The 22752-nt window shown below is 49.7% G+C and carries 17 protein-coding genes; 3 read left to right on the top strand and 14 right to left on the bottom strand.

From position 1 onward, the window contains the following. Positions 1-334 precede the first annotated feature (334 nt). A complete protein-coding gene (locus ACQE3Z_RS02750; protein ID WP_426972034.1) occupies positions 335-2170 on the top strand; it encodes a hypothetical protein in 1836 nt (611 codons plus the stop codon). A gap of 210 nt (positions 2171-2380) precedes the next feature. Here ACQE3Z_RS02750 and ACQE3Z_RS02745 read toward each other — a convergent pair whose 3' ends face one another. From ACQE3Z_RS02745 to ACQE3Z_RS02695, 11 genes are all read right to left on the bottom strand, one after another. Next, positions 2381-3859 carry a lipopolysaccharide biosynthesis protein gene (locus ACQE3Z_RS02745; RefSeq protein ID WP_426972033.1) on the bottom strand — a complete coding sequence of 493 codons (1479 nt, stop codon included), beginning with the start codon at positions 3857-3859 and terminating at the stop codon, positions 2381-2383. 32 nt (positions 3860-3891) lie between these two features. Next, a complete protein-coding gene (locus ACQE3Z_RS02740; RefSeq protein ID WP_426972032.1) occupies positions 3892-4914 on the bottom strand; it encodes a polysaccharide pyruvyl transferase family protein in 1023 nt (340 codons plus the stop codon). Positions 4915-5009: 95 nt separating this feature from the next. Further along, complete coding sequence (locus ACQE3Z_RS02735; protein ID WP_426972031.1) at positions 5010-6014, bottom strand: glycosyltransferase family 2 protein; 1005 nt, start codon at positions 6012-6014, stop codon at positions 5010-5012. A 47-nt stretch (positions 6015-6061) separates the two neighbouring features. Next, positions 6062-7297: a glycosyltransferase gene (locus ACQE3Z_RS02730; protein WP_426972030.1), complete on the bottom strand. Its 1236-nt coding sequence runs from the start codon at positions 7295-7297 to the stop codon at positions 6062-6064. A 280-nt stretch (positions 7298-7577) separates the two neighbouring features. Beyond that, positions 7578-8978 carry an undecaprenyl-phosphate glucose phosphotransferase gene (wcaJ, locus tag ACQE3Z_RS02725; protein ID WP_085072328.1) on the bottom strand — a complete coding sequence of 467 codons (1401 nt, stop codon included), beginning with the start codon at positions 8976-8978 and terminating at the stop codon, positions 7578-7580. Positions 8979-9051: 73 nt separating this feature from the next. Further along, on the bottom strand, positions 9052-10134 hold the full coding sequence (locus ACQE3Z_RS02720; RefSeq protein ID WP_426972029.1) for a glycosyltransferase: 1083 nt from the start codon (positions 10132-10134) through the stop codon (positions 9052-9054). Continuing rightward, positions 10135-11214 carry a hypothetical protein gene (locus ACQE3Z_RS02715; protein ID WP_426972028.1) on the bottom strand — a complete coding sequence of 360 codons (1080 nt, stop codon included), beginning with the start codon at positions 11212-11214 and terminating at the stop codon, positions 10135-10137. 47 nt (positions 11215-11261) lie between these two features. Next, positions 11262-12167: a glycosyltransferase family 2 protein gene (locus ACQE3Z_RS02710; protein ID WP_250650323.1), complete on the bottom strand. Its 906-nt coding sequence runs from the start codon at positions 12165-12167 to the stop codon at positions 11262-11264. A 70-nt stretch (positions 12168-12237) separates the two neighbouring features. Continuing rightward, positions 12238-14415, bottom strand: coding sequence for a tyrosine-protein kinase Wzc (wzc, locus tag ACQE3Z_RS02705; RefSeq protein ID WP_426972026.1), 2178 nt, complete (start codon positions 14413-14415; stop codon positions 12238-12240). Positions 14416-14427: 12 nt separating this feature from the next. After that, entirely contained in the window at positions 14428-14862 is a 435-nt protein-coding gene (locus ACQE3Z_RS02700; RefSeq protein WP_250650325.1) for a protein tyrosine phosphatase, read from the bottom strand. Positions 14863-14867: 5 nt separating this feature from the next. Next, positions 14868-15998: a polysaccharide export protein gene (locus ACQE3Z_RS02695; protein ID WP_426972024.1), complete on the bottom strand. Its 1131-nt coding sequence runs from the start codon at positions 15996-15998 to the stop codon at positions 14868-14870. A gap of 977 nt (positions 15999-16975) precedes the next feature. On the opposite strand from ACQE3Z_RS02695, the gene ACQE3Z_RS02690 reads away from it, so the two are divergent. Continuing rightward, positions 16976-18550 (top strand): TerC family protein, encoded by a 1575-nt coding sequence (locus ACQE3Z_RS02690; protein WP_426972023.1) that lies wholly within the window; start codon positions 16976-16978, stop codon positions 18548-18550. A gap of 71 nt (positions 18551-18621) precedes the next feature. Here the strand turns inward: ACQE3Z_RS02690 and asmA are convergent, their stop codons facing one another. From asmA to udk, 3 genes are read right to left on the bottom strand one after another with little or no spacing between them, the layout of a single operon-like run. Continuing rightward, the gene (gene asmA, locus ACQE3Z_RS02685) at positions 18622-20445 is read right to left on the bottom strand and encodes an outer membrane assembly protein AsmA (protein ID WP_426972022.1); all 1824 of its coding nucleotides are present in this window, start codon (positions 20443-20445) and stop codon (positions 18622-18624) included. Positions 20446-20465: 20 nt separating this feature from the next. Next, complete coding sequence (gene dcd / locus ACQE3Z_RS02680; RefSeq protein WP_426972021.1) at positions 20466-21047, bottom strand: dCTP deaminase; 582 nt, start codon at positions 21045-21047, stop codon at positions 20466-20468. Between the two features lie 34 nt (positions 21048-21081). Then, positions 21082-21723: a uridine kinase gene (udk, locus tag ACQE3Z_RS02675; RefSeq protein ID WP_249891531.1), complete on the bottom strand. Its 642-nt coding sequence runs from the start codon at positions 21721-21723 to the stop codon at positions 21082-21084. A gap of 322 nt (positions 21724-22045) precedes the next feature. Between udk and ACQE3Z_RS02670 the strand changes: the two genes are divergently transcribed. Next, positions 22046-22687 carry a phosphatase PAP2 family protein gene (locus tag ACQE3Z_RS02670; protein ID WP_085071169.1) on the top strand — a complete coding sequence of 214 codons (642 nt, stop codon included), beginning with the start codon at positions 22046-22048 and terminating at the stop codon, positions 22685-22687. Positions 22688-22752: the final 65 nt, after the last annotated feature.

Raw genomic sequence — 22752 nt, 5'->3', positions numbered from 1 at the left:
ATAAACAAGCAATCGTTAAGTATAATCTTATTCTGAAAATTTTCGTCAGCAATAGTGTTAAAGAAACAAAGAATTAAAAGATCTGGTGCATCTCTGTCGAATAAATCAAATGCAGCCGGAAAAACCCTGAACAACAATAAATCTCTCCTGCCCTAATCAACTTATTTTATTACAGCAAGCATTATTCGCTGAGATTAATCTGATAAAATTACCAGCGCTTAACGCAAGTGTAAAAAAGCGTTTTCTTTTATCTGATTTTAAATATTACATCTTCCAATTATCTGGCTTAAATGAATAATGAAACCTGGCGTTGTCATTCTTAAAAGGGTCAGAGATGAGCATTAATGAAAAAGCCAGTGAAGAACGTATCCACTCGCGACGTAAGGCGTTAACAAAAATTCTGGCTTCGGCCGCTGCCATCGGCACGCTCGGTAGCCTGACGCGCGCCAATGCGGCCCCCGCCTCCACGCCGTCGGCACCAGCGCCGGATAGCGTTGCCGGTAAAATCAATGGCGCGCCGGGCATTATCCTCGATCACGCGTCCACCTCATGGGCTAAAATTCGTAATGATATTCATCGCAGCAACGGCCCGGTCGATAATTACGCTGCTTTGCAACAGCTGGTTGAGGATAAGAAATACCTTACTATTGATACACCAGTCAGTATAAATAAATCCATTACGCTCACGGTAAAAAACCAAATAATTGAAGGGCGTGGCAATGGTATTATTACGCCACTGGCAAATATGGGTAATGAATTTTTGCTGGTGTTGAAAGCTGACGCGACGCAAATTCATGGCATAGTATTAGATAATCCTATGCTATTAAAAAGCGAAACCGGCGGTCGCCAGGGCGGAATTATGATTTCCGCGAACTATTGTGAAGTCTCTAACTGCTATTTTTATCGTATGCTGCAGTCGGTTATCGCCCCGGCCAGCTTTGGCGCTTACGGCACCAAAATCACTAACAACTGGTTTTTAGAGTGCCTGGGCGCCGGAACAGGTATGCGCGATCTGCATTCTAAACTGGGTGAGGATCGTGGCGATGCGGTAACCATCTGGGGCTCCGGCACGATCATGACCGGCAACCATGCCTACTGTAAGGCTGGCGAGGATGCTCGCCTGGCATTCCATGCTGAGGGGCTGCCGGGCGCACGCAAGCATGTGCGCGATTTCGATCACAAAGACATTATCATGGCGAACAATATGGCGAAGGGCAGCTTCCGTCGTCATTTCGCAATGGAAAACATCAATGGCGGCATCTCGATCGGGAATATCTCCATGGGCGGCGCTACCTGGTGGGGCGAAGCCTATATTCAGTGCAAAAATATCAATGTTAAGAACACCATTCGTTACAGCAACAGCCCGGATATACTGAACGGCAACGCCTGGCGGCCTATCAAAGCGGCGATCGCCGTGGTCAATTTCAACGAAGGCGTAAATATCGACAGCACCGTACTGATTGCCAAAGGTACCAAAGCCTACGGCTTCGCCATTGCAACCCAAACCGGCGATCATGACGTAACGCTGTCAGGCAGCATGATTAACGAAGGCGCTCGTACCAATACTGCGCTTTACCTGAATCAGCCGAAGCGCTTCCGCATTAATAATCTGGATACGCGCGGATTTGCCAGAGCTGCGCTGATTACTTCGAATCCTGACGTATTTATTTCCAGCAACAACAACTATCACGAGCTGAACGGTCAGGGTATTGGATTAGAGATGGCGCGTGGTAAAGGCGGCACTATCAACGTTAACGGCGACACTTACCTTAATGTCAGCACGGCATTTAAGCTGCCGAACCTGGATAATCTGAGTATTAAAAATACGCAGGTTAGCGGCGAAGGACGCTTCGCTAACCTGAGCGGCATTAGCCGGTCACTGACGATTAGCGACAATAGCGTCATTTCCGGCAACGAGATGCCCGTCGCGTATAGTAACGGCAGCTCGCCCGATATTGCCTGGACGGTACAAAACAATATTGGCATCAGAAGCAACTTTACCTACAGCAGCGATCAGCTCACATCAGCAAAATCACAGCTGAACCAGCGTAATAAATATGCCGGGAAAAATGTCTCGGTTAATAATAATTCGGTGTGGGTGGCGCTGGGTAATAATCCTGAAGCACCGTGGCTGAACCTGGCAACGCAGAAACAGGTGAAGCCGGCGTAAAAATCCGCCTTCTATGAAGGCGGCATTGATTACGCCCTGGAAGGGCGTACTAAAACCCTTAAAAAGAAGTCTCTGCCCGTCCTGTGAGATTTAAGTCCAAAGACAATAAGGCAGAGCCAAAACCCGTTGATGACCACGCCCATAGAACGTGGTGTTCAGATGCGGATAAAAAAAAGCCTCAGCGCTGGCGCTGAGGCTTTTTTCTTAAGGTCAGGCCGGTTTTTTACGATTCTTAATCATCGCTATGGCATGAGAAAATATCGCTAGCTTATGGCGAGGAATAAACATCATCACGTACAGGCCATAAATAACGGCGCCCGCAATAATATCCAGCACCAGTTTTTCCCAGCCGGTTTGCAAATGCAGCAGACGATCCATTGCAAACAGGCCCAGACACATCACCAGCGAACCGATGATCGGGCTAACAATCTGCGCCAGATACTCTTTCCAGGTTACATTCAGCAACGTGAGCGCGCACCAGGCCGAAACCGGATAGAGCAGCAGTGTGCGCAACGAGTAGGAAAGCGCCATCGCTACCAGCCCGTAACGGACAAAGATAAAGAAAATGGTGATATTGGTCACTGCGTAGAGCAGCGTCAGGCGCGACTGCCAGTCCGGGCGATCGCGGGCAAACATCACCGTATGGTTATAGTAGCCAATAGAGACGATAAAGCCGGTCGCGCTGACAATCTGCATAACCGGCACCGACTCCATCCACTTCTGCCCTAACAGCAGCCAGGTGACATCATGCGACAGGTAGCACAGGCCGATAAAGGCTGGCGCAGTAAGCAAAATGGTAAAAAAGGTGGCGTTCAGATAGTGAGATTTAAACTCATCCAGCTGATTTTTCACCCGCGAAAACGCCGGTAGCGAAACGCGCATCAGCGCGGTAGCCATTACCGTATTCAGCGTGTTCACGATACGTTTGCCTGCGGAATAGACCCCAGCTGCTGCGCTGCCCAGATAGTAAGTAATAAAGAAAATATCACTGTTCTGGTTAGCGAAGTTGGTCACGCCGCTGAGCGCTACGTGGCGGGAAAAGCGCATCGACTCTTTAAACGACGCAACGGAGAATTTCAGGCGCGGTTTCCACGGCGTGGCCAGCCACAACGTAATGGTCGCCACAACCGAGGTCACCACCTGCTGCATGACCAGACTGGTGATCCCCATGCCTTTCCATGCCAGATAAACGCCGACAATGCCGCCTAGCCCAATGGAGGTAATGGAACGAATCGCCAGCGAACGGAACAGCAGTCGATGCGTCAACCAGGCCTCATGTGTTTTACTCAGGCCGCTGACCAGAATAATCACGCTGGTGCCGCGAATCACATCGGCCAGCCCTGGAACATCCATCATATTTTCCAGCATGTTGGCCGAGAAGAAGACAATGAGAAACGCCGGAACCGCAAACATACAGCAGCTTAAAAAGGCGGTATTAAAGTCTTCGTCGGTCGGTTCATGCTTACGAATGATCGATGTCGCGATACTTTCAAATATGACCGTCCTGAACAGCTGGGTAATCAAAATGGACACGCTGAGCATGCCATAGAGATGCGGATCGAGTAAGCGCGCCAGCACCAGGAAGATAACAAAAGTGATGCCCTGCGCCGCCACGTTATCGAGGATTGACCAAACGGCGCCGGAAGCGACGCTGCCTTTTGGCGTGGGTTTATCTGACTGTTTTCTCACTGTAATGTCCTGATTAGTGGAAGGTTTCAGCGTTACGCGCGGGCAATGACTTCAACCTGGCGCAAACGCTCCTGCAATTTTTCCACGTTCTCATAAAACACTTTGTCGTCGCTGCGCTGGCCGCTAAGCTGGGCCGCCTGACGCAGTTTCGCCGCCGCCTGGTCGATATAGCGATCGTTCCATTTCATATTGAAGCGCGTCTCTGCGCCGGTAAACAGGCGATCCGGCACCTCATGGGAGAAGTAGCGCGTATATTTCAGGTAGCGCGGCCACCAGGCGGTACTTTTCTGCTTGCGTACGCGAATAAATTCTTTAATGGCGTAATCAACGTCGGCATTTTTCAGGTGATAGTTCTCACCGTACAGCGCCAGCGTTCTGTCACGCATAGATTCACGGAAGGAGCTGCTGCCCAGCACCAGCGGCTGATAATGCTGATTAATCGTCTGCGTCCAGTCGAGCCATTTAAAGGTGTTGATCTGGCTGGAGCTAACCAGCGGCACCCACGGCACACGCATCGCATCGGCAATAATCGCGGCGTGCATAGCGTCAGCCAGGATCAGCCTGGCGTGACGAATACGGTTAATAATGGTTTTAGCATCACCCTGTGGGCTGATGTATTCGACGCCCGCGCGGCGACAGGCTTCTTCCCACTGACCTGTTTTTAACGCGTCATGATGAGGAATAAAAATAACGCCTTTGCGCTCGGCTTCCGGTACCGGCTGGAATTCCGCCAGCGTACTTAATAACGCCGCGCCATCAGTAATCGCTTTTTCTTTTGGCAGACCCAGCACGTGTGCAGTCAGCGGGCCGCGTACACTCAGAATATTCCAGCTTTCGTCGCCAAAGTTGGCTGGTGGGACGCCATAGCCGACGCCGCTGCTGAAAACGATCCATTTTTTAGCGGGGGGCAACGCAGAGCTGATAATAGTCCCAATACCGGCAAAGCGGCATTCTTCATTCTCATCAAATACCCCTGGTAATAAATCGTGCCACAGCCATTCGTTTAAATCGTCACCAAAGTTACCTGCGGCAGTTTTATAATAATGAACTTTCACTCTTCTCTCCTAAATAACCACCAATGATTAAAAACGTTAAAAGGTTAATCGAACGCCATTAATGGCGATCTTTCCCTTTTTTAAAGCGGGGAAATTTATCCTTTTTTCAGAATATGCTTACCCATGCGCCCCAACAGAACCAGCGTATACGGTGATGCAAACAGCATGACATTAAGGATATTTATTTTTTTATTTAACGTAGGGGATACAGAGTAAAACTCACGAAATGAGAGATGCGAACGGCATTTTTTAATCGCCTGTACCGCAGCGGAAAAGCTTACGGCACGTGAAACGGCCATAAATGCGACGCGCGCAATAACAGAATATTTATGACGCAGGAAAATTTTATGTTCTTCCTTATTTTTCCATACGCTGCCCGTCAGCTGGTCAGTCAGAGGCAGGTAATCTAAACGCATGGTTGCTTTATCCCAGGACTTTTTGGTCAGCGATTGAGGCCGTTGGATGTAATGGTAAAGGGGCTCTGCGGTGAAGGACATAGTCATATTCTTATTAAAGATAAGAATCAACACTTCGTAATCTTCGAAAATGATCTTCTTTTCATCGAAGGTGATACCATCAAACAGCTCGCGTTTAAAGAGCTTATTCCAGAGAAAGCCGGGGATCTCCCCTTCCAGCATAGCAATTAATGCCTGCTTGCCGGTCAGCGTACCGGCAGGCGCAAAGCGGTTAGTGACTTTTTTACTGCTGCCGTCTTCGCTTTCATAAAAATAGAGACACTGAGAAACATCTGCCTGCTTTTTTTCCAGCGTATTGACCAGTAAAGCGATCATATTGCTTTCCAGATAATCATCGGAATCCAGGAAGGCAATATAGTCGCCGCTGGCGGCGGCAACCAGCCGATTACGGGTTGCAGAAACGCCAAGATTAGGCTGATTCTGCTGAAGAACAAAGCGCACGTCTGGATGATTATCGCGTACCGCCTCTACCAGCGCGAACGTATTATCCGTTGAGCAATCATCGATAATAACGATTTCGAGATTTTTATAACTCTGGTTAATAATCGAAAGCAGCGTTTTCTCGATAAACTTTTCGCAGTTATAGACTGGGATCAGTACACTTACTAAAGCTTCAGTAGACATCGCACGATCTCTCTTACTCAATTTTTTATCTGACATCAGCGCCACACTCATGCAGGCTGTTGCCCGCTAATTAATGCGATTAGGCTGTCATAAGATTTTTTCTTATCGAACTCTTGCTCAACCTTGTAACGTGCCGCCTTAAGCATCGGCATCAAATCAGGTTTTTCATCCGCGATTTTAGCGATGACATCAGCCAACGCAGCGGCATCCTTTTCTTTAATCAGCCAGCCATTCTTGCCATCTTCAACCAATTCAGGAATGCCGCTGTGCCAGGTAGAAACTACTGGAATTCCACGCGCCATCGCTTCCATCAATGCCACCGGCACCCCTTCCATATCACCGTCTTCCGCCGTTTGCGAAGGCAGCATAAAAACATCTGATTCACGCAGAAACTGGTTAATCACCTGCGGCGACTGGAAACCGTGCAGAATGACATGGTCCTGCAGACCGTAACGGGCGATGGTCTGCTCAACCTCATCGCGCTGCGGGCCGTTGCCCAGCACATTGTAGATAAAGGAATAACCGCCTTCTTTCAGGATGCGGCATGCTTCCAGGGAGGTGAAAATGCCCTTTTTATCGGTCAAACGGGCAATCGTCAGCAGGCGGATCGGCTCGCCAATCTGGGTCAGTGGTGAAAAGTCGAAATCTTCAGTATCAATACCGACGCGCATAATATGCGTTTTGGCCGCATCGCCGCCCAATGAGCGAATGCGTTCCGCCCATAGTCGGCTAATAGGCAGAATAAATTTACTGTCCTGAAACAGCTCTCTGTAATCCTCTGCGTAGGTTTCCAGAATACGGTGAGTGGAAATATCGTAGCCGTGAAAGATTGTTGCCAGCTCGCCTTTCAGGACGCCAAATTTACGTAGCTTATTTGCCAGTACGCCAGCGGTGCCGAAATGTGCGATAAACAGATCGGCATGATAACTCTGTTTATTAGCGGCAATAATCGCCGGCAGAGAGAGATTTTTGGAGCTGTAGCCATACTTTTTGTAGTTAAGGGCTGGCAGCACGTTGAATTTTGCCTGCACCAATCCTTTCACAATGGTTTTCAAACGACTCATGGCGCGAGCGCTGGTTTTATTTTCTTCAGCAGATAATAAATAGTGCGTTTTTTGCAACAGCGCATAGCGATCTTTCTTTGCAAATTCTTCAATTGCCGGTCCAGGCAGCACCGCAATTATTTCGACATCAAATCCTCTTTCTATAAAATAGGTTATCTGGTTTATTACAAATGTTTCTGAAGGCACCGGAAAAGTATAAACAAAAAAAGAGATTTTCATTGCCACCTCTGTCTACGATAGCTAAATACCTAAAAAAAAGGAGATAACCCATCTTCGTTAAAGATGGCACCTCCTTATTTTTTAAGCAAATATAATCGTAAAGCTCATTCAGCGTCGCCAAAAATGACGAGCGGCACATTCCTTGCCTTAACGCTGTTTCGCTAAATATAGATTAAAATCCTGCTATCCTGTCAGAAAATCAATGTATCGCTTTGCTGGCTTACCTGCAAGAGTAAACCAGCCTGCTTTTATTTACTGTTGAAAATTAAACAAGTATTTTTTAATAAGCTGTTTTACTGATAAAGCCTTTAAAGAGAGTCAGAAAAATAATGCGCATATCAAGCCACAGGCTCCAGTCACGGATGTACTGCAGATCGAACTCAACACGTTTTTCCATTTTTTCCAGCGTATCGGTCTCACCACGCCAGCCATTAATTTGTGCCCAGCCGGTAATGCCTGGTTTCACCTTATGGCGCAGCATATAGCCCTGAATAATCGAGCGATATTGTTCATTATGAGCAACGGCATGCGGACGCGGCCCAACAATAGACATATCGCCTTTTAATACATTGATGAACTGCGGCAGCTCATCCAGCGAGGTAGAGCGTAAAATACGACCAATAGGTGTAATACGCGCATCGCCTTTCGTGGCCTGGGTAACCGTATCGCCATTCTCCATCACCGACATTGAGCGGAACTTCCACACTTTAATCGGCTTACCGTCCATGCCATAACGCACCTGACGGAAAATCACCGGGCCCGGCGAGGTGAATTTAACCAGCGCGGCAATGGTCAACAGCGCAGGAGAGATAAACAACAGAATACAGGATGAAACCACGATATCTTCGATACGCTTCAACACCATATTGATGCCATTCATTGGCGTTTCAAACAGCGGCACCACCGGCACGCCATTAATTTCTTCGGTGCGCGACTGAAGAATATTAAAGGTGAAAATATCCGGGATAAGCATTACCGAACAGGTGGTGTCAGAAAGTTTGTTCACCAGCTCGCGGATCGCCATTTCTTCTGACATCGCCATGGCGATATAAATTTTATCCAGTTTCCCTTCCCGGGCATCAACCAACAGCTGCTCAAGATTGCCGCAGTAGTTGATATTGCCAGCATCACTACGAGATTCATTAGCAACGTCAGAATAAAGCCCGACAACGTTCATACCCATCCAGGGTGCGTTAATGAAACTATTAGCAAGTGAAACGCCAATGGGCATATTTCCGACGATGGCGACATTGCGCGTATTGTATCCCAGCTTGCGAATAATACGGGCAAAATAGCGAATTGCCAGACGGCAGGCGATAAAACCGATCGCCACAATCCCAAACCACAACAAATAAGCTTTAAAATTAAGATCCAGATCGCTGACGAACGACATCACGCCTGCAGTAATCAAAATACTTAATGCCCAGTTTTGCAAAATAAGCTGTAGCTCGTGGGCGAAACTCACACCGCGCCAGGAGCGATAAAAATCAGTAATACCGCCAATCATCTGGAATAATGCCAGAGCGGTAAGTGAAAGTAGCCACCAGGATGATGAAAAAGACTGGGATTCAATGCGTGCTAAAATATACAGCCCGGTAAACATCACAAAAATGTCAGAAAAACGCTGTATTATGGAAATAATCGACGCGTTAGTACGGGTACGAAATCCACTCGCCGTCATCATTTTATTATCATCCCTGCCTAATTCATGCATGATTGAAGACATGTCTTAGACCTCGCTAGTTAATTGGTGTTCAACGTTTCAGTATGTCGGCATATAAACCATGCGTTTTGGCTATCATAGCCTGCGAAGTAAAGTTATTGGTAAATAATTGATTTCCTTTTCGCCCCTTTTCCCTCAAATCAGATTTATCCAGGCGGTTTAGTACAGAAAGTAAGGAGTCAGAGTCACCGTTTTTAAACAGATAACCCGTTTCATTATTAATTACCACTTCCGGCAGTGAAGTTGCGTCACTGGCAATAATTGGCACTGAATAGCTCATTGCCTCCAGCGGCACCATCGCGAACCCTTCCCAACGGCTGGGAATGACCAGCACATCCGCCGCGATAAAATAAGGTTCCATCTGGCTGGCTTTAAGCCAGCCGGTATACTCCGCCCCCGGCAGCTTTTCAATTTTCTCGGCGCTGTGTACGCTGTCGCCAATCAACGTCAGGTGAATATTGGGATTTTGATTACGCTTCATGGCATTCAGTAAAATATCGTAGCCTTTCTGGTAATCAAAACGCCCAACAAACAGCACGTTAATACGCGGATCGGCTAGCGTATCCGCCTTGACGATCTGCCGTTCAGCCACGCCGTTATGAATCACTACCAGCTTATCAGCGCTAATGCCGTGCGCCTTTGCCTGGTCAGCTTCATACTGACTGACGCAAATAATGGCGTCCGTCATTGGCAGCAACGCTTTTTCGATAAAGGAATAGATCTTTTTCTTACCGTTACTGGTCTGCATCAGGAAGCTAAATGCATGCGGGCAGTAAACCACTTTCGGACGAACAACAGGCCACAGCAACAGCAAACAGGCACGGCCAATAACGCCGGCAAAGGAACTGTGAAGATGCACCACGTCGGGCTTGAATTTGATTACCGTGCGGCAAAACGCAGCGGCAAATGAAAACAGCGCGCCGACCGACCGGCCCTTACGTTGCCATTTCACGACGTTTTCTGCATGTGCCGTATCCAGTTCTCCGGCCTGATCCGCCGGGATCAGGCACTGGATTTGATAACTGTTCTTCTCATCCTGTTGTGCCGCAACGAGTTGTTTTAAAACTGTGGCAACGCCACCTTTTATTGTCTCTGCAGCATGGAGGATTTTCATTTACTCTTCCTTTTTGAATTTCCCAAAACTTAAATAGACGTAAAACATTAATGGATAGAATGGCGACAGGTGACGCAGGTAGCTGCCATAATCTGGTTCAAACAGGCTCTGAATAACCGTGTAGGAAATAATCGCCAGCGCAAACACCACAACCAGCGGATAGGTTCTGTCCTGCAGGGCGGCATGAAGCGTTTGCCAGATTCTTCTGAACATCAAAATAATAAAGGTAGAAATAACCACATAATAAGGTGACAACATTAAAATCAGTGGGAACGGGAAAAAGAATGTTATCCACGTCAGACTAACGTTTAACCAGCCAAATAACGGATTACCGGCCGGGAACCAGGGACGAATCAGGGTATTGCTACCGTCACCTTCTCTCTCCAGTCGGTGTTCATTCACTTCATTACGGAAATTATCTACGTCAATGCCTAAACCATACTGGAAGCCAAGCGCCAGTACCAGCAGCGAAAGCAGACATAAAATAAATATCCACTTTCCTTTATGGACATAACGCGACATTAACAGCAGGGCATAAAACTCTATTAAAAACAGGAACCAGTATGTCCTGAAATAATAGGCGTAGAACAGAGCAAAGCAGGTCCATATTAATAGCCCGGCAGTACGATTCGCAAAGGTGATGAGCAACGGCATCATCATCAAAAATACGATAAAGTCTTTACTCTGCCACGTCAGGTTAATCATTGAAGAAAAGCAAAAAAACAAGAACACGCCGATATCAAATATATTCATCGAACCACCGCGCACCTTGATGAAAATAAACACAAAGGTGCTGATGATGAGAATGGCTGAAATCAGCGCAAATACAATCGAGCTTTGTTCAAATCCCAACAGTTTATAAAAGTAAGCTGTGCTGCCGTAGGAGTTTCCGGGGCCGAAGCTATAGGTAAACTTCATAAAGCTAAAGATGGTGATTTGGTCTGAAAAGAAGTACGGTTTCATCACCGACTCTTTTACTAACGCCACTCCCACCATCATCAACATCATAAATAAGAACAGCATAAAGGTCATATGTGGATCGAAATAGAGATAGCGATTCTTTCTTATACCTATCTTCATCGATAAAAATTTCATTTTATTTTCGCCATTCCAATTGCTGTTTTAAATCACTTCCCCGGAACAAAACGTTTCGCGGTAATAGTGGCTAACTTTTTAAATCTTTCATTCATCATCGCCATAAAATGGCTGAATTTAATTTTTCTCGACAGCAGCAGCTTTAAATAGATAGCCACGCCTTTCGATTTTTCATTAGAGAGCAAATAACTGTCGGCAATAATCTTTGCGTAGAAGCCGAACCAGATATAGCTGGGTACGCGCTTTTTAATGCTCTCCAGCCAGATTAACGATTTATCGCGTTTACCGTCGGAAGAGATACGCGCGGTAGAGTCCGAATCGTCATAAATGGTCAGCGGCAGGTCGAGATAAAAAAAGCTGGCTCCCCTCTCCTGCAGACGCAGGGCGAAATCCCAGTCCTGATGTTTACGCAGCGTAGGATCAAACTGCGTTTGTTTGGCTATCGCGGCGTCCAGCAGTAGCGTACTGGTTTGAAAATCGTTGCCCAGCAGCAGGAACTCCATGATCGAGGAATATTTTTTCAGGTCTTTATTCCGTCGCAGGTGCATGCCCTCAGGACGCTTATTATATTTAGCCGTCATGCAAACGCGGTTTTTACCCGGCTGCTGGCGTAAATAGGCCAGTTGTTTTTCCAGCTTCTCTGGCACCCACTCATCGTCGGAATCGAGCAAGGCGATAAACTCACCGCTGCTGCGCTCAATTCCTTCATTGCGCGGACGCGTGCCGCTGCTGTTTTGCGCCAGCTGAATAAAATGTACGCGCTCATCTTTAACGCCCGCCATGACCTCAGCGGTATTATCCGTGGAAGCATCATCCACCACGAACACTTCGATGTTACGCCAGGTTTGATTTAAAACGCTGTTTAGGGTTTTTAAAATGATGTCGGCACGATTATAGGTGGGAATAACAACGCTGATTAAAGGCGTAGACTCAGTCATAACATCAGTCTCAATGTGATTCGTTTTAAAAACCTTAAAAGGCCAGCCGCGAACGGCTGGCACTCTCGTTTTACGGCTTGGTTGATTCGTAGCTATAGTGGTAATAGCCATAACCGTAGGCGCTGGCAGCTTTTTTCACCACCAGGTTCAGAATGGCGCCTTTAATCTCAATACCGTTCTGCTCAAAGCGACGAACGCTGACTTCAATCTCTTTCACCGTGGATTTCTCAAATCCTGCCACCACCATACTGGTGCCGGCCTGCATACCGATAATGGCCGCATCGGTCACCGCCAGAATCGGCGGGGTATCGATAATCACGATATCGTACTGCTTCTGCACGTTGGCCATCAGGTCGATAAACTTCTGACTCATCAGCAGTTCAGACGGGTTAGGCGGCAGCTGACCGCGCGGAATAAAGTCCAGCCCGCTGACGTTAGTGGGTCGAATCGCCTGCTGCAGCGTTGCCTGATTTGACAGCAGGTCAGACAGACCGTGACGGTTATCGGTATTAAACAGCTCGTGCGAATAGCCTTTACGCATATCGCCATCAATAAACAGTACGCGCTGGCCTGACTGTGCAACCACGGCGGCCAGGTTAGTGCTGATAAAGGTTTTACCGATATCCGGGCTGCTACCGGAGATCATGACGATATTGTTAGGCGCATCCAGCATAGCGAAGTGCATGGTAGTACGCAGACTACGTACCGCTTCAACCGCCAGATCCGTTGGGTTTGCCAGCGCCAGCAACTCACCGCCGCGTATCGCTTTTTTGCCCTTATCTTTGCCCAGCATCGCCAGCTTACGATCGCGTTGCTGCTGCCATTCAGAGATAGGAATACTGGCGTATACGTTGATGCCGCTGTTTTCCAGCTGCTCCGGGCTCTCGATGCCACGAATCAGAATGGTTTTCATCAGCACGTAGATGGTGGAAGCCAGCAGGCCCAGCACCAGAGAAACGGCGATGATAATGGCAGAGCGCGGAGCGATCGGCTTGTTCAGCACCAGTGCCGGGTCAACGATACGTACGTTACCCACGGTGCTGGCTTTGTTGATGCTCAGCTCTTGCTGCTTGTTCAGCAGCTGCATGAACACCGCCTGGCCTGCATCGACATCACGCGTCAGACGAATAATTTCTTGCTGAGTGCGCGGCAGGGCTGAAACTTTACCCTCCAGCGATTTTTTCTCATCCCGCAGCGTCTTACGCTTTTCCAACAGCGTGCGATAGGCCGGGTGCTCTTTGGTATAGAGCTTGGAGATTTCCGCCTCACGGAAAGTCAGTTCGTTCAGCTGGTTATCCACATTAACCATGGTATCCAGCATCGACTTGGCTTCCAGCGTCAGATCCACTGAATCGTTTTGCTGACGGAACGCGTTCAGTTTGTTCTCAGCATCATCCAGCTTCTGACGCACCTGCGGCAGCTGACGTTGAATAAAATCGAGGCTCTTTTGCGCTTCCTCAGATTTACGTTCAACGTTTTGCAGCAGATAGTTTTCCGTAATGGCGCGCAGCGTATCCTGCGTCAACTGCGGATCGGAACCGTTCAGGGTTAATGCCAGCACGCCGGTATCTTTGCCCTGATCCACCACGCTCAGACGGCCTACCAAATCATTGTAGGTCGGCAGATAGCCATTTTTCTGCACAACAAAGGCGTCGCCCGGCCCGGCATTGGTGTCAGAGACGAGGATTTTTACTTTGCCCTGCCCTACATACTGGCCTACTTTGCCTTTTACCAGTTCACCGTCTTCGCCAGAGAGGGTAAAGGTGTGGTTCTCACCGATAACCAGCTCAAGCTTCTGACCGATCAGTTCCGGCGGTAATTCCAGACGAGAAACGGCGAGTTTTTTATCGTCGTTGCCCATCAGGCGCGCCCAGCCAGCACCCACAACCGGCAGATATTTCGGCGCGACGGTGGTTTGCAGGTTAAGATCTTCGATGGTTTTACCCAGCACCATCCGGGACATGATCAGACCAATCTGCGCATCTGAAGCCGGTTTGGTATCCGGCATCAGATTGGAGAGTTGAGTCATCACCAGGCTGCCCTGGTTTTGTTCAACCTGTACCAGCGCATCGGCCCGATAAACCGGGGTGGCGAGGATGGAGTAGATAATACCTATTACTGCGAATAGTGCGGTTACGCCAATAATGAGCCAGCGATGATCGATAATTGAACCGTATAAACGGGCTACATCGATTTCATCTTTGGCATCTGCAATTTTCTGCGAGCTATCTGATTTTTTGTTGACCATTATTATGCCTGATTATCGATTTAATGCGTGGGCCCATTTCTGAGCGGCGTCATCCAATAAAAGGTATACAGATTCAAAAGCCTCTATACTTTTTCGATATGGATCCGGGATTTCACGACCTGCGCACCAATGACCAAACAGCATGGTTTTGCCGCGAACTTCCGGGGCGATATTACTGATGTCATTGATATGCTGTTTTTCCATCACCAGGATCAGATCGTTTTCTCTGCACATGGCTGAAGTGATTTTGCGGGCGCGGTGCCCTTCCAGCGAGAGATCGTGTTGCTCTGCCACCTTGATGGCGTTTTCATCTGCTGGATAGTTCACCAGCGCGCCTAATCCTGCTGATTCAACTTTCACATCCGGGCAGTAGCGTTTTAGTAATCGTTCGCCAGTTGGCGAACGGCAGATATTGCCCACGCAGACAATGAGAATTGAATTAAACATATTCATCACCAGTTTTTGATATCTCTCGCTGAGTTGATGCTGTAGCGAACACTGTTGATGGTAGGCAGCAACTGATTGATGACGCGGTTCCAGCGGGTAAGCGGTGTTGCGGTCACGTAGACGATGTCATACGGCTGCAGCTGGAATTCCGTGCCCAGTACCATCGCGGTCGCATCAGCAGTATTAAGCTGATAGATATTCGCAACCTTGCCGCCCTGTTCGCGGTTCGGACGAATAACAAACACGCCGGTGGCGTTAGAGACATCCTGGTTCAGCCCTTCCGCATTGCCCAGTGCTTCCGTCAGCGTCATGCCGCTGCGATCCATTTTCAACGTCTGCTGGCGGTTCACTTCGCCCATGACAAAGATTTTCAGTTCGTCATTGCGCGGCACGTACAGAATATCGCCCGGATAGAGCAGGCGGTTTTGCGTCAAATCGCCGTTCTGCATCAGCGCCTGCAGAGAAATACGTTGTTCACGGCCATTGTGGGTCAGCACCACGTTACGCCAGTCGGCGTCTGCGGAGAGACCGCCTGCGGTGTTAATCGCATCCAGGACGGTCAACGGGATATTGGTGATTTCCTGTTTACCAGAGGTACCGACTTCGCCGGTGACGTAGACCTTTTGCGAACGGAAAGCCGCGATATTTACATCAACCTGCGGGCTTTCAATATAGCTGGCCAGACGACTCTGCAGCTCGCTGCGCACTTGCTGGATGGTTTTACCGGCGACCTTTACCTTACCGATGTAAGGATAATAGATGGTGCCATCTGAATGGACCCAGTTACCGGTGTCGCTGGCGCTGCGGTACTGGCCGGCTGGAGTCGTCAGCTCCGGGTGATCCCAAACGGTAACGCTCAACACATCGCCTACGCCGATACGATACTCATAGTTAGCCAGCTCACGATCGAGCTGCGGGTTCGGCTGGGCAACAATAGGTTTTCTGCGCAGCTGCTCGACCAACATCGGGGTAAGAGGAAAGACGTTAACCATTTTGTTGATGTCATAATCAGCGTCCTGCTGCTTGATAACATCTTTACCGCTGGTAGAAACATTTTGCCCTGGGACTACGGTACAGCCACTGATAAGTGAGATTGACACCAGTAACGGAGCCAACTTTAGTTTCGTTTTCATCATTGAATTATCATCACTATTGCTGATTTATTGTCTAAAGCGGTGTGTGTCGCCGCAAAAAAAGTTCATGAATAAACGTCAATTCACGACCAATCTGCTCTAACTATTGCTGTTCCGTCATGAGATGTTTGCCCCTCGTTTTATGCATAAATGTCCCTGCTGCGAAAGCCACTCTGTCAACGCCCGGTAAAAACAGAGGCGGCCCGCTGTCCTGCAGTTCGACCATTAATGGTCAGCTTACTGACCGTATCGGTATTAATTTGTCCTGTAATGCCGACATTAAGGCCTGAATCAGGTTTTATGATGGCATCAGTTATTCTGTCGTATTTATTTAGCATTAGTCTTAAAACAACAGAAATTTATACATTACTCTTGACGGGCATATTTGAACCCAACAGCCAGAGTTTAAGCACGCTACCGCCCCTGGCTTTCAGCTACCAATGCTGTTAAATCAGAAACAGTGCTATTTGAGGCGCAGGGATCGGTTAGCTCTTATAAGCTACATTAAGCCAAAGGGATTACTCATTTATCTGAGCGCAGCAAAAGAGCCGCATCAATTATCTCGGTCCGATCACATAAGTTATGGCTAGATTTTTATACTATTGACTGGTTGTGACAAGCACAGGAAAGCAGATCCATAGCACTTTCAGAATAAGACTAAAGAATATAAAAAATAATGGTTAATTTTCAGTAAGTTACCCCGACAGCGCCTTTCTTTTTTTTCCAGATAATTCCGGCTTGATAATAACTTTTATTACATAATGCAACCAGATGGCGTTTATTTCTGCAGCAGATGTTAATAATTACCTCTCTCTGCCCCCGTAAAATCCCAATAAGCTTGAGTGCTAATATATGCCTATCAGGCGCACATTAAGGCTTGCGCTTTTTTTGTTTAGGATTTATCTCAGGTAATATTGCGTTTTCATTATTCAGATTCCACTATCGCTCAGCAAAATAAACAATAAAAGGTGAAACAGGGTATGGAATGGATCGCAGATCCATCAATCTGGGCCGGACTGGTTACATTAATTGTGCTTGAACTGGTGCTGGGTATCGATAATTTGATCTTTATTGCCATCCTGGCGGAAAAGCTGCCTGCCGCGCAGCGCGATCGCGCCCGCATTACCGGGCTGCTGTTGGCGTTGCTTATGCGCATGGCGCTACTGACCTCGATCGCATGGTTAACCGGGCTTACGCGTCCGCTGTTGACGCTATTCAGTCACACTTTTAGCACCCGCGATGTGATTATGCTGATCGGCGGATTATTCCTGCTGTTTAAGGCCACTATGGAGCTCAATGAGCGGCTGGAGGGACGCGACAGTGATGAGAATCCACAGAAGCATGGCGCGCGCTTCTGGCCGGTGGTGGCGCAGATTGTCGTGCTGGATGCCGTTTTCTCACTGGATGCGGTTATCACTGCCGTTGGGATGGTGGATCACCTGCCAGTGATGATGGCTGCGGTGGCTATCGCCATCAGCCTGATGATCCTTGCCAGCAAACCGTTAACCCGCTTTGTTAACGGCCACCCAACCATTGTGATTCTTTGCCTGAGCTTCTTGCTGATGATTGGCTTTAGCCTGATTGCTGAAGGGTTTGGCTTCCATATTCCCAAGGGCTATCTCTATGCCGCTATTGGCTTCTCTATCTTAATTGAATGTCTTAATCAGCTGTCGCAATTCAATCGCCGTCGCTTTCTTTCATCGACCATACCGCTGCGCAAACGCACCGCCGAAGCGGTACTGCATCTGCTGCGCGGTCAGCACGCCGAAGCGGAGCTGGATGCGGAGACCGCTTCGCTGGTGGGAGAGGCCGATGAGCACGCGGTCTTTAATAAACAGGAACGCCAGATGGTCGTGCGGGTTATGAGCATGGCGCAACGCAGCGTCAGCAGTATTATGACCTCGCGTCACGATATCGAACATATTGACCTGAGTAATAGCCCGCAAAAGATAATGGCGCAGCTGGACCGTAATCAGCATACCAGGATCTTAATTACCGAAAACGGCAGCGAGCCGCTGGGAGTGGTGCATATTATCGATCTTCTGCATCAGTCGCTGCATCATAACTCTCTCGACCTGCGCGCTTTGATTCGTCAGCCGCTAATTTTCCCGGAACAGCTTACGCTGCTGCTGGCGCTGGAGCAGTTCCGTAGCGCGCGCACCCATTTCGCCTTTGTGGTGGATGAGTTTGGTTCGGTGGAGGGCGTGGTGACCCTGAGCGACATCATGGAAACCATTGCCGGTAATTTACCAAATGAAAGCGACGAGCTGGACGCGCGCTATGATATTCGTCAGAAAGAGGATGGCAGCTGGATAGCCAATGGCCATATGCCGCTGGAAGATCTGGAGATGTATATCGACCTGCCGCTAAACGAAAAGCGCGATTATCACACCATTGCCGGTCTGCTGATGGATCAGCTGCAGCATATTCCTCAGGCGGGCGAAGAGCTGCAGATCGGCGACTGGCTTATTCGCACTTTAGAAGTGGAAAGCCATCGCGTGCATAAGGTGCAGATTATTCCGTTTGCTCAGCGCGAGTCGGATACCGAGGCGTAAACAGCCATAACGCGTTACCGCTGAGGAGAGCGCCAGGCGCAGGATATCAGGCGATTCCTGCGCCAGAGCGACTATTGCGGCGCTTTTTCCGGCGTCACATTTTTCTGATTACGCTGTGACCACTCATCCAGGCGCGATTTGATTTGACTCTCAAGCTTCTGACGCAGCAGCTGATCCACTTTCAGGTTGTATTGCAGATTATCCCAGCCGCCGTAGATATGCAGCGGAACCGCCGTCTGTTGCAGTGTGGCGATAAGGTCATTATCCCCTTTCCAGCCACTGGTAACCTGCACGCCAAAATGAATATCGCACTGACGACGCAGCATATCTATCTCACCCGCGCCGCCCAGACGGAAGCCGGAAGCCCCGCCCTGTAGGTTTTTAAGCGTAATAAGGCCATCTTTTAAGGTTGCCTGTGCCTGCAGCTTATCAAGGCGGGTTTCGTTACTGTTGCCCGTTTCATCTCCGCTGCTGACCCGATCGCTGTTACGGGCCACGGCCCGCTGGACCAGTTGCTGAAAATTCATGCCGATAATGCGAGCTGAATCCAGTGCTACTTCGGCTTCGCCGCGCCAGCGCCGATGAAAATCAACAACGCTCAGTCCCTCTCCACTCATGTTACCGGTTAATGTCAGCTGGCCATCCAGCGTTGGCGGCAGAGCAAACGCCTGCAGCAACGGCGCTAATGCAATATTCTGCAGCGCCGGACGCAGCGCCACCGCAACCGACTGCTGATGCAGATTTAAGGTGCCCGGTAACGAGAAAGTGCCCTCGCCTACCCGTCCGCTCAGCGTATTAAGCGCTATGTTACCCTGATGATTTTGCGCATCCAGCGCTACCTGCTGCATATCCATGCCATGCCAGCGCAACGTATCGACCTGAAGCTTCAGCGCTGCATTCAGACTGTTCAGGGGATGATCGTAACGGGTGGGTTCGGCGATCACCGGCGCGCGGCTAAAGGCGGTGGCGACAGACATGCCAGGCGAAGCGCTGGTTGGCGAATTCAGGCCGGAAAGCGCATCCAGATCGAGATGCGGCGAGCGCATATCAATCGTGACCGCCGGCGCGTTGCCAAGCTTGCCGCTGATAGCGCCGTTCAGCTGGCTGTCACCCAATGTCAGCGCCACGTTTTGCAATGAAAAACGCTGGCTGTCATTCAGCCACTCCGCCTGCAGGCTGCCTTTGCCCTGCAATCCCGTTGCAGGCAGACCCGGTCCCTGTAGCTGCCAGCTCAGCGACTTCACCGTACCACTTACGCGCTGCGGATAATTGGCCACATTCATCTCGCCATCCAGCGACAGCTGCAGCTCACGCTGATCGCGGCTAACCCGCGTCGCCAGTGACAGCCTCGCCTCACGGCGGCTGTCCTGCGTCAGGGAGAGATTAAGATCGCGAAAGTTAATCTCTTCTCCCTGCGGCTGACGCCAGATTAACAGGCTGTCAGCCACTTCGAGATGACTGATATCGAAAGTCCAGCCTTTTACCGGTTCCGGCGGCGTTGAGTTCGTCGGCCCTACCGGCGCATCGGCTGGCTGTTGAGCTTCGCTCTCCGGCGTCAGGCGGATCACTGCGTTCTTCAGCATGACCTGCTTAACGCTGAGCTGATGCGACAGTAAAGGAAAGAGATGGACATCAAGCCGCATGTTTTCAGCCATCACCATCGGCTGCTGTGCGCCAGGGGCGGTAACGGACATACGTCCGGCAAGGATGCTAAGCTGCGGCCAGACATGCCAGCGCAAATCGCCCTCCAGGCGCAGTTGATAGCCGCTACGCTGTTCAACCTGCTGCACCATATAGTTGCGAAAATCGTTGGGGTTAACCAACAGTACCAGCGCTGTCATGCCCGCTACAATCACGACGAATAAAATAGCCAGCGTGGTAATTAATCGTCTCATCCCATCCCCTGTTCAGGCAGTTAGTCTTTATCGATCCGACTGGCGTCCGCGCCCTGCTGCCCTTTGTATTTAGCATCTTCACGACGGTTATATGGGCGGGCGGCGGGACCAGACAAAGGTTCAAAGCTTAGCGCACCGATCAGCATACCGGGACGCAAGGCCAACGGCAGCTTACCTGAATTATAGAACTCCAGTACGATACGGCCCTGCCAGCCGGGATCGATGCGGTGCGCGGTCACATGCACCATTAAACCCAGACGCGCCAGCGATGAACGACCATCAAGCCAGCCGACCAAATCGTCAGGCAGCGTGACCGATTCCAGGGTCACGGCCAGCGCCAGCTCGCCCGGATGCAGATAAAACGCCTCACCCTCCGGCAGCACAATCTCATCGCTCATCACGCGATCCAGTGCCGCGCTGACCTCGTGTTTAGGGCCGCTTAAGTCGATATAGGCTGCAGTATGCCCACGAAAAGTACGAAACTGATTGCCCAACCGCACGTCCACGGTTGCGCCGTTGATGCGCTCTACTGGCGGGCGCGGCGTAATCGCCAGCTTGCCGTTATCAAGCCAGGCTTCAATATCGCGATCGCATAATCTCATCGCCGTTTACTCCTTTTTCTTCGGGCTGACGCGCTTACTCAAAGAATTGATTGATTTTCGCTTTCAGAATATCGATGGCAATGCGGTTTTTACCCCCGCGCGGCACGATGATATCGGCGTACTGCTTGGAGGGTTCAATAAACTGCAGGAACATCGGACGCACGGTTTTTTGATACTGCGCCATTACCGAATCCATTGAGCGGCCGCGTTCGTTCACGTCGCGCTTCATACGACGCATCAGGCAGATATCCAGCGGGGTATCGACAAAAATGGAGAAGTTCATCTCTTCGCGCAGGCGGGCATCGGTTAACAGCAGGATCCCTTCGAGAATAATGACCTTTTTCGGTTTGAGATGAATGGTTTCCTGCGTGCGGGTATGTTCAACGTAGCTGTAAACCGGCAATTCAATATGCTGGCCCGCTTTCAGGGCCTGAAGATGATGCAGCAGCAAATCATGATCCATCGCGCTGGGATGGTCATAGTTCGTTTTAATCCGCTCTTCCATAGTGAGGTGGCTTTGGTCTTTGTAATAACTGTCTTCAGGAATCACGCCGATATGCTCATCGCCGACCTGTTCGCGGATTTCACGATACAGCGTGCTGGCAATTAAACTTTTTCCTGATGCGGATGCGCCTGCGATACCTACAATGACGCATTGATGGGACTTGTCAGTCATAAAATTAAAGACCTGATAACTGTGTGACGTGGCACCAGGCGATGTCGAAACATCATCCTTAGCGTTCAGTCAGATATTGAGAGGATTAACTGGCGGCAATTATAGGGAGATCGCCGGTTTGATGCCAGAAAAAAGCAGCTTGCCCGTCGCCGGGCGATGAAGCGCTGCACGGAATGCCCGCTTTTCAGACTTTCTCCTTTGGCGCGCCCCCATTTCACCGATAAACTGCTACGCGCGATCCAGCTCTCACTTTTCGTGGCAGCGTAGCGACGCCCCTTCTCGCCAGTTGGCGAGAGGCATACTCATAACAGAAAGGTTGGCTATGTCCTGGAGAACGATTACCTATTTTGGCGACAGCATGTTGCTGATCCCCACAGCAATTCTTATCGCGCTGATCCTGCCCTGGAAAAGCAGCGATCGGCGCACGGTCTGGTTTTGGCTGTTGGCCTTTGGGCTAGCGGGACTGATCGTCAGCGTGTCGAAAATCCTGTTTATGGGGTTCGGCATCGGTAGCGCCCGCTTTAACTTCACCGGCTTTAGCGGACACAGCGCGATGTCAGCCACTCTCTGGCCGGTTATGCTCTGGCTGCTATCAGGTCGGCTGCCCGCATTCTGGCGCGGCGTGGCGGTGACAATTGGCTATATGGTACCGCTATTGGTGGGCGCTTCACGCCTGGTGCTGCTCGCGCATTCGAAAAGCGAAGTCGCCAGCGGTTTGCTGATCGGCTTTACGCTCAGCACGCTATTTCTGATCAATCAGCGCAATACGCAGCTGAAAGGCTTCTCCCTGCCGCAGGTCAGCGCCGCGCTGCTGCTGCCGCTGGTGCTTATTGGTCACGGACGCATCGCCCCTACGCAAAACTTTCTTGCACACCTCTCTGCTGATCTTGCCGGGCTGGAAAAGCCCTGGACACGCGCGGATCTGCTAAAACAGCGGCAGCCAGGCTATCAATCGTTTGAATAAACTGGCTATTTCAGCGGTTGCCATCGGGTTGGTTTTAACATCCTGTGCTAGCATCACCAAAGTGA

Origin of the sequence: Pantoea sp. FN0307, assembly GCF_050113815.1 — a bacterium.
GTDB lineage: Bacteria > Pseudomonadota > Gammaproteobacteria > Enterobacterales > Enterobacteriaceae > Mixta > Mixta alhagi.
This window is presented reverse-complemented; position numbering and strand designations above follow the sequence as displayed.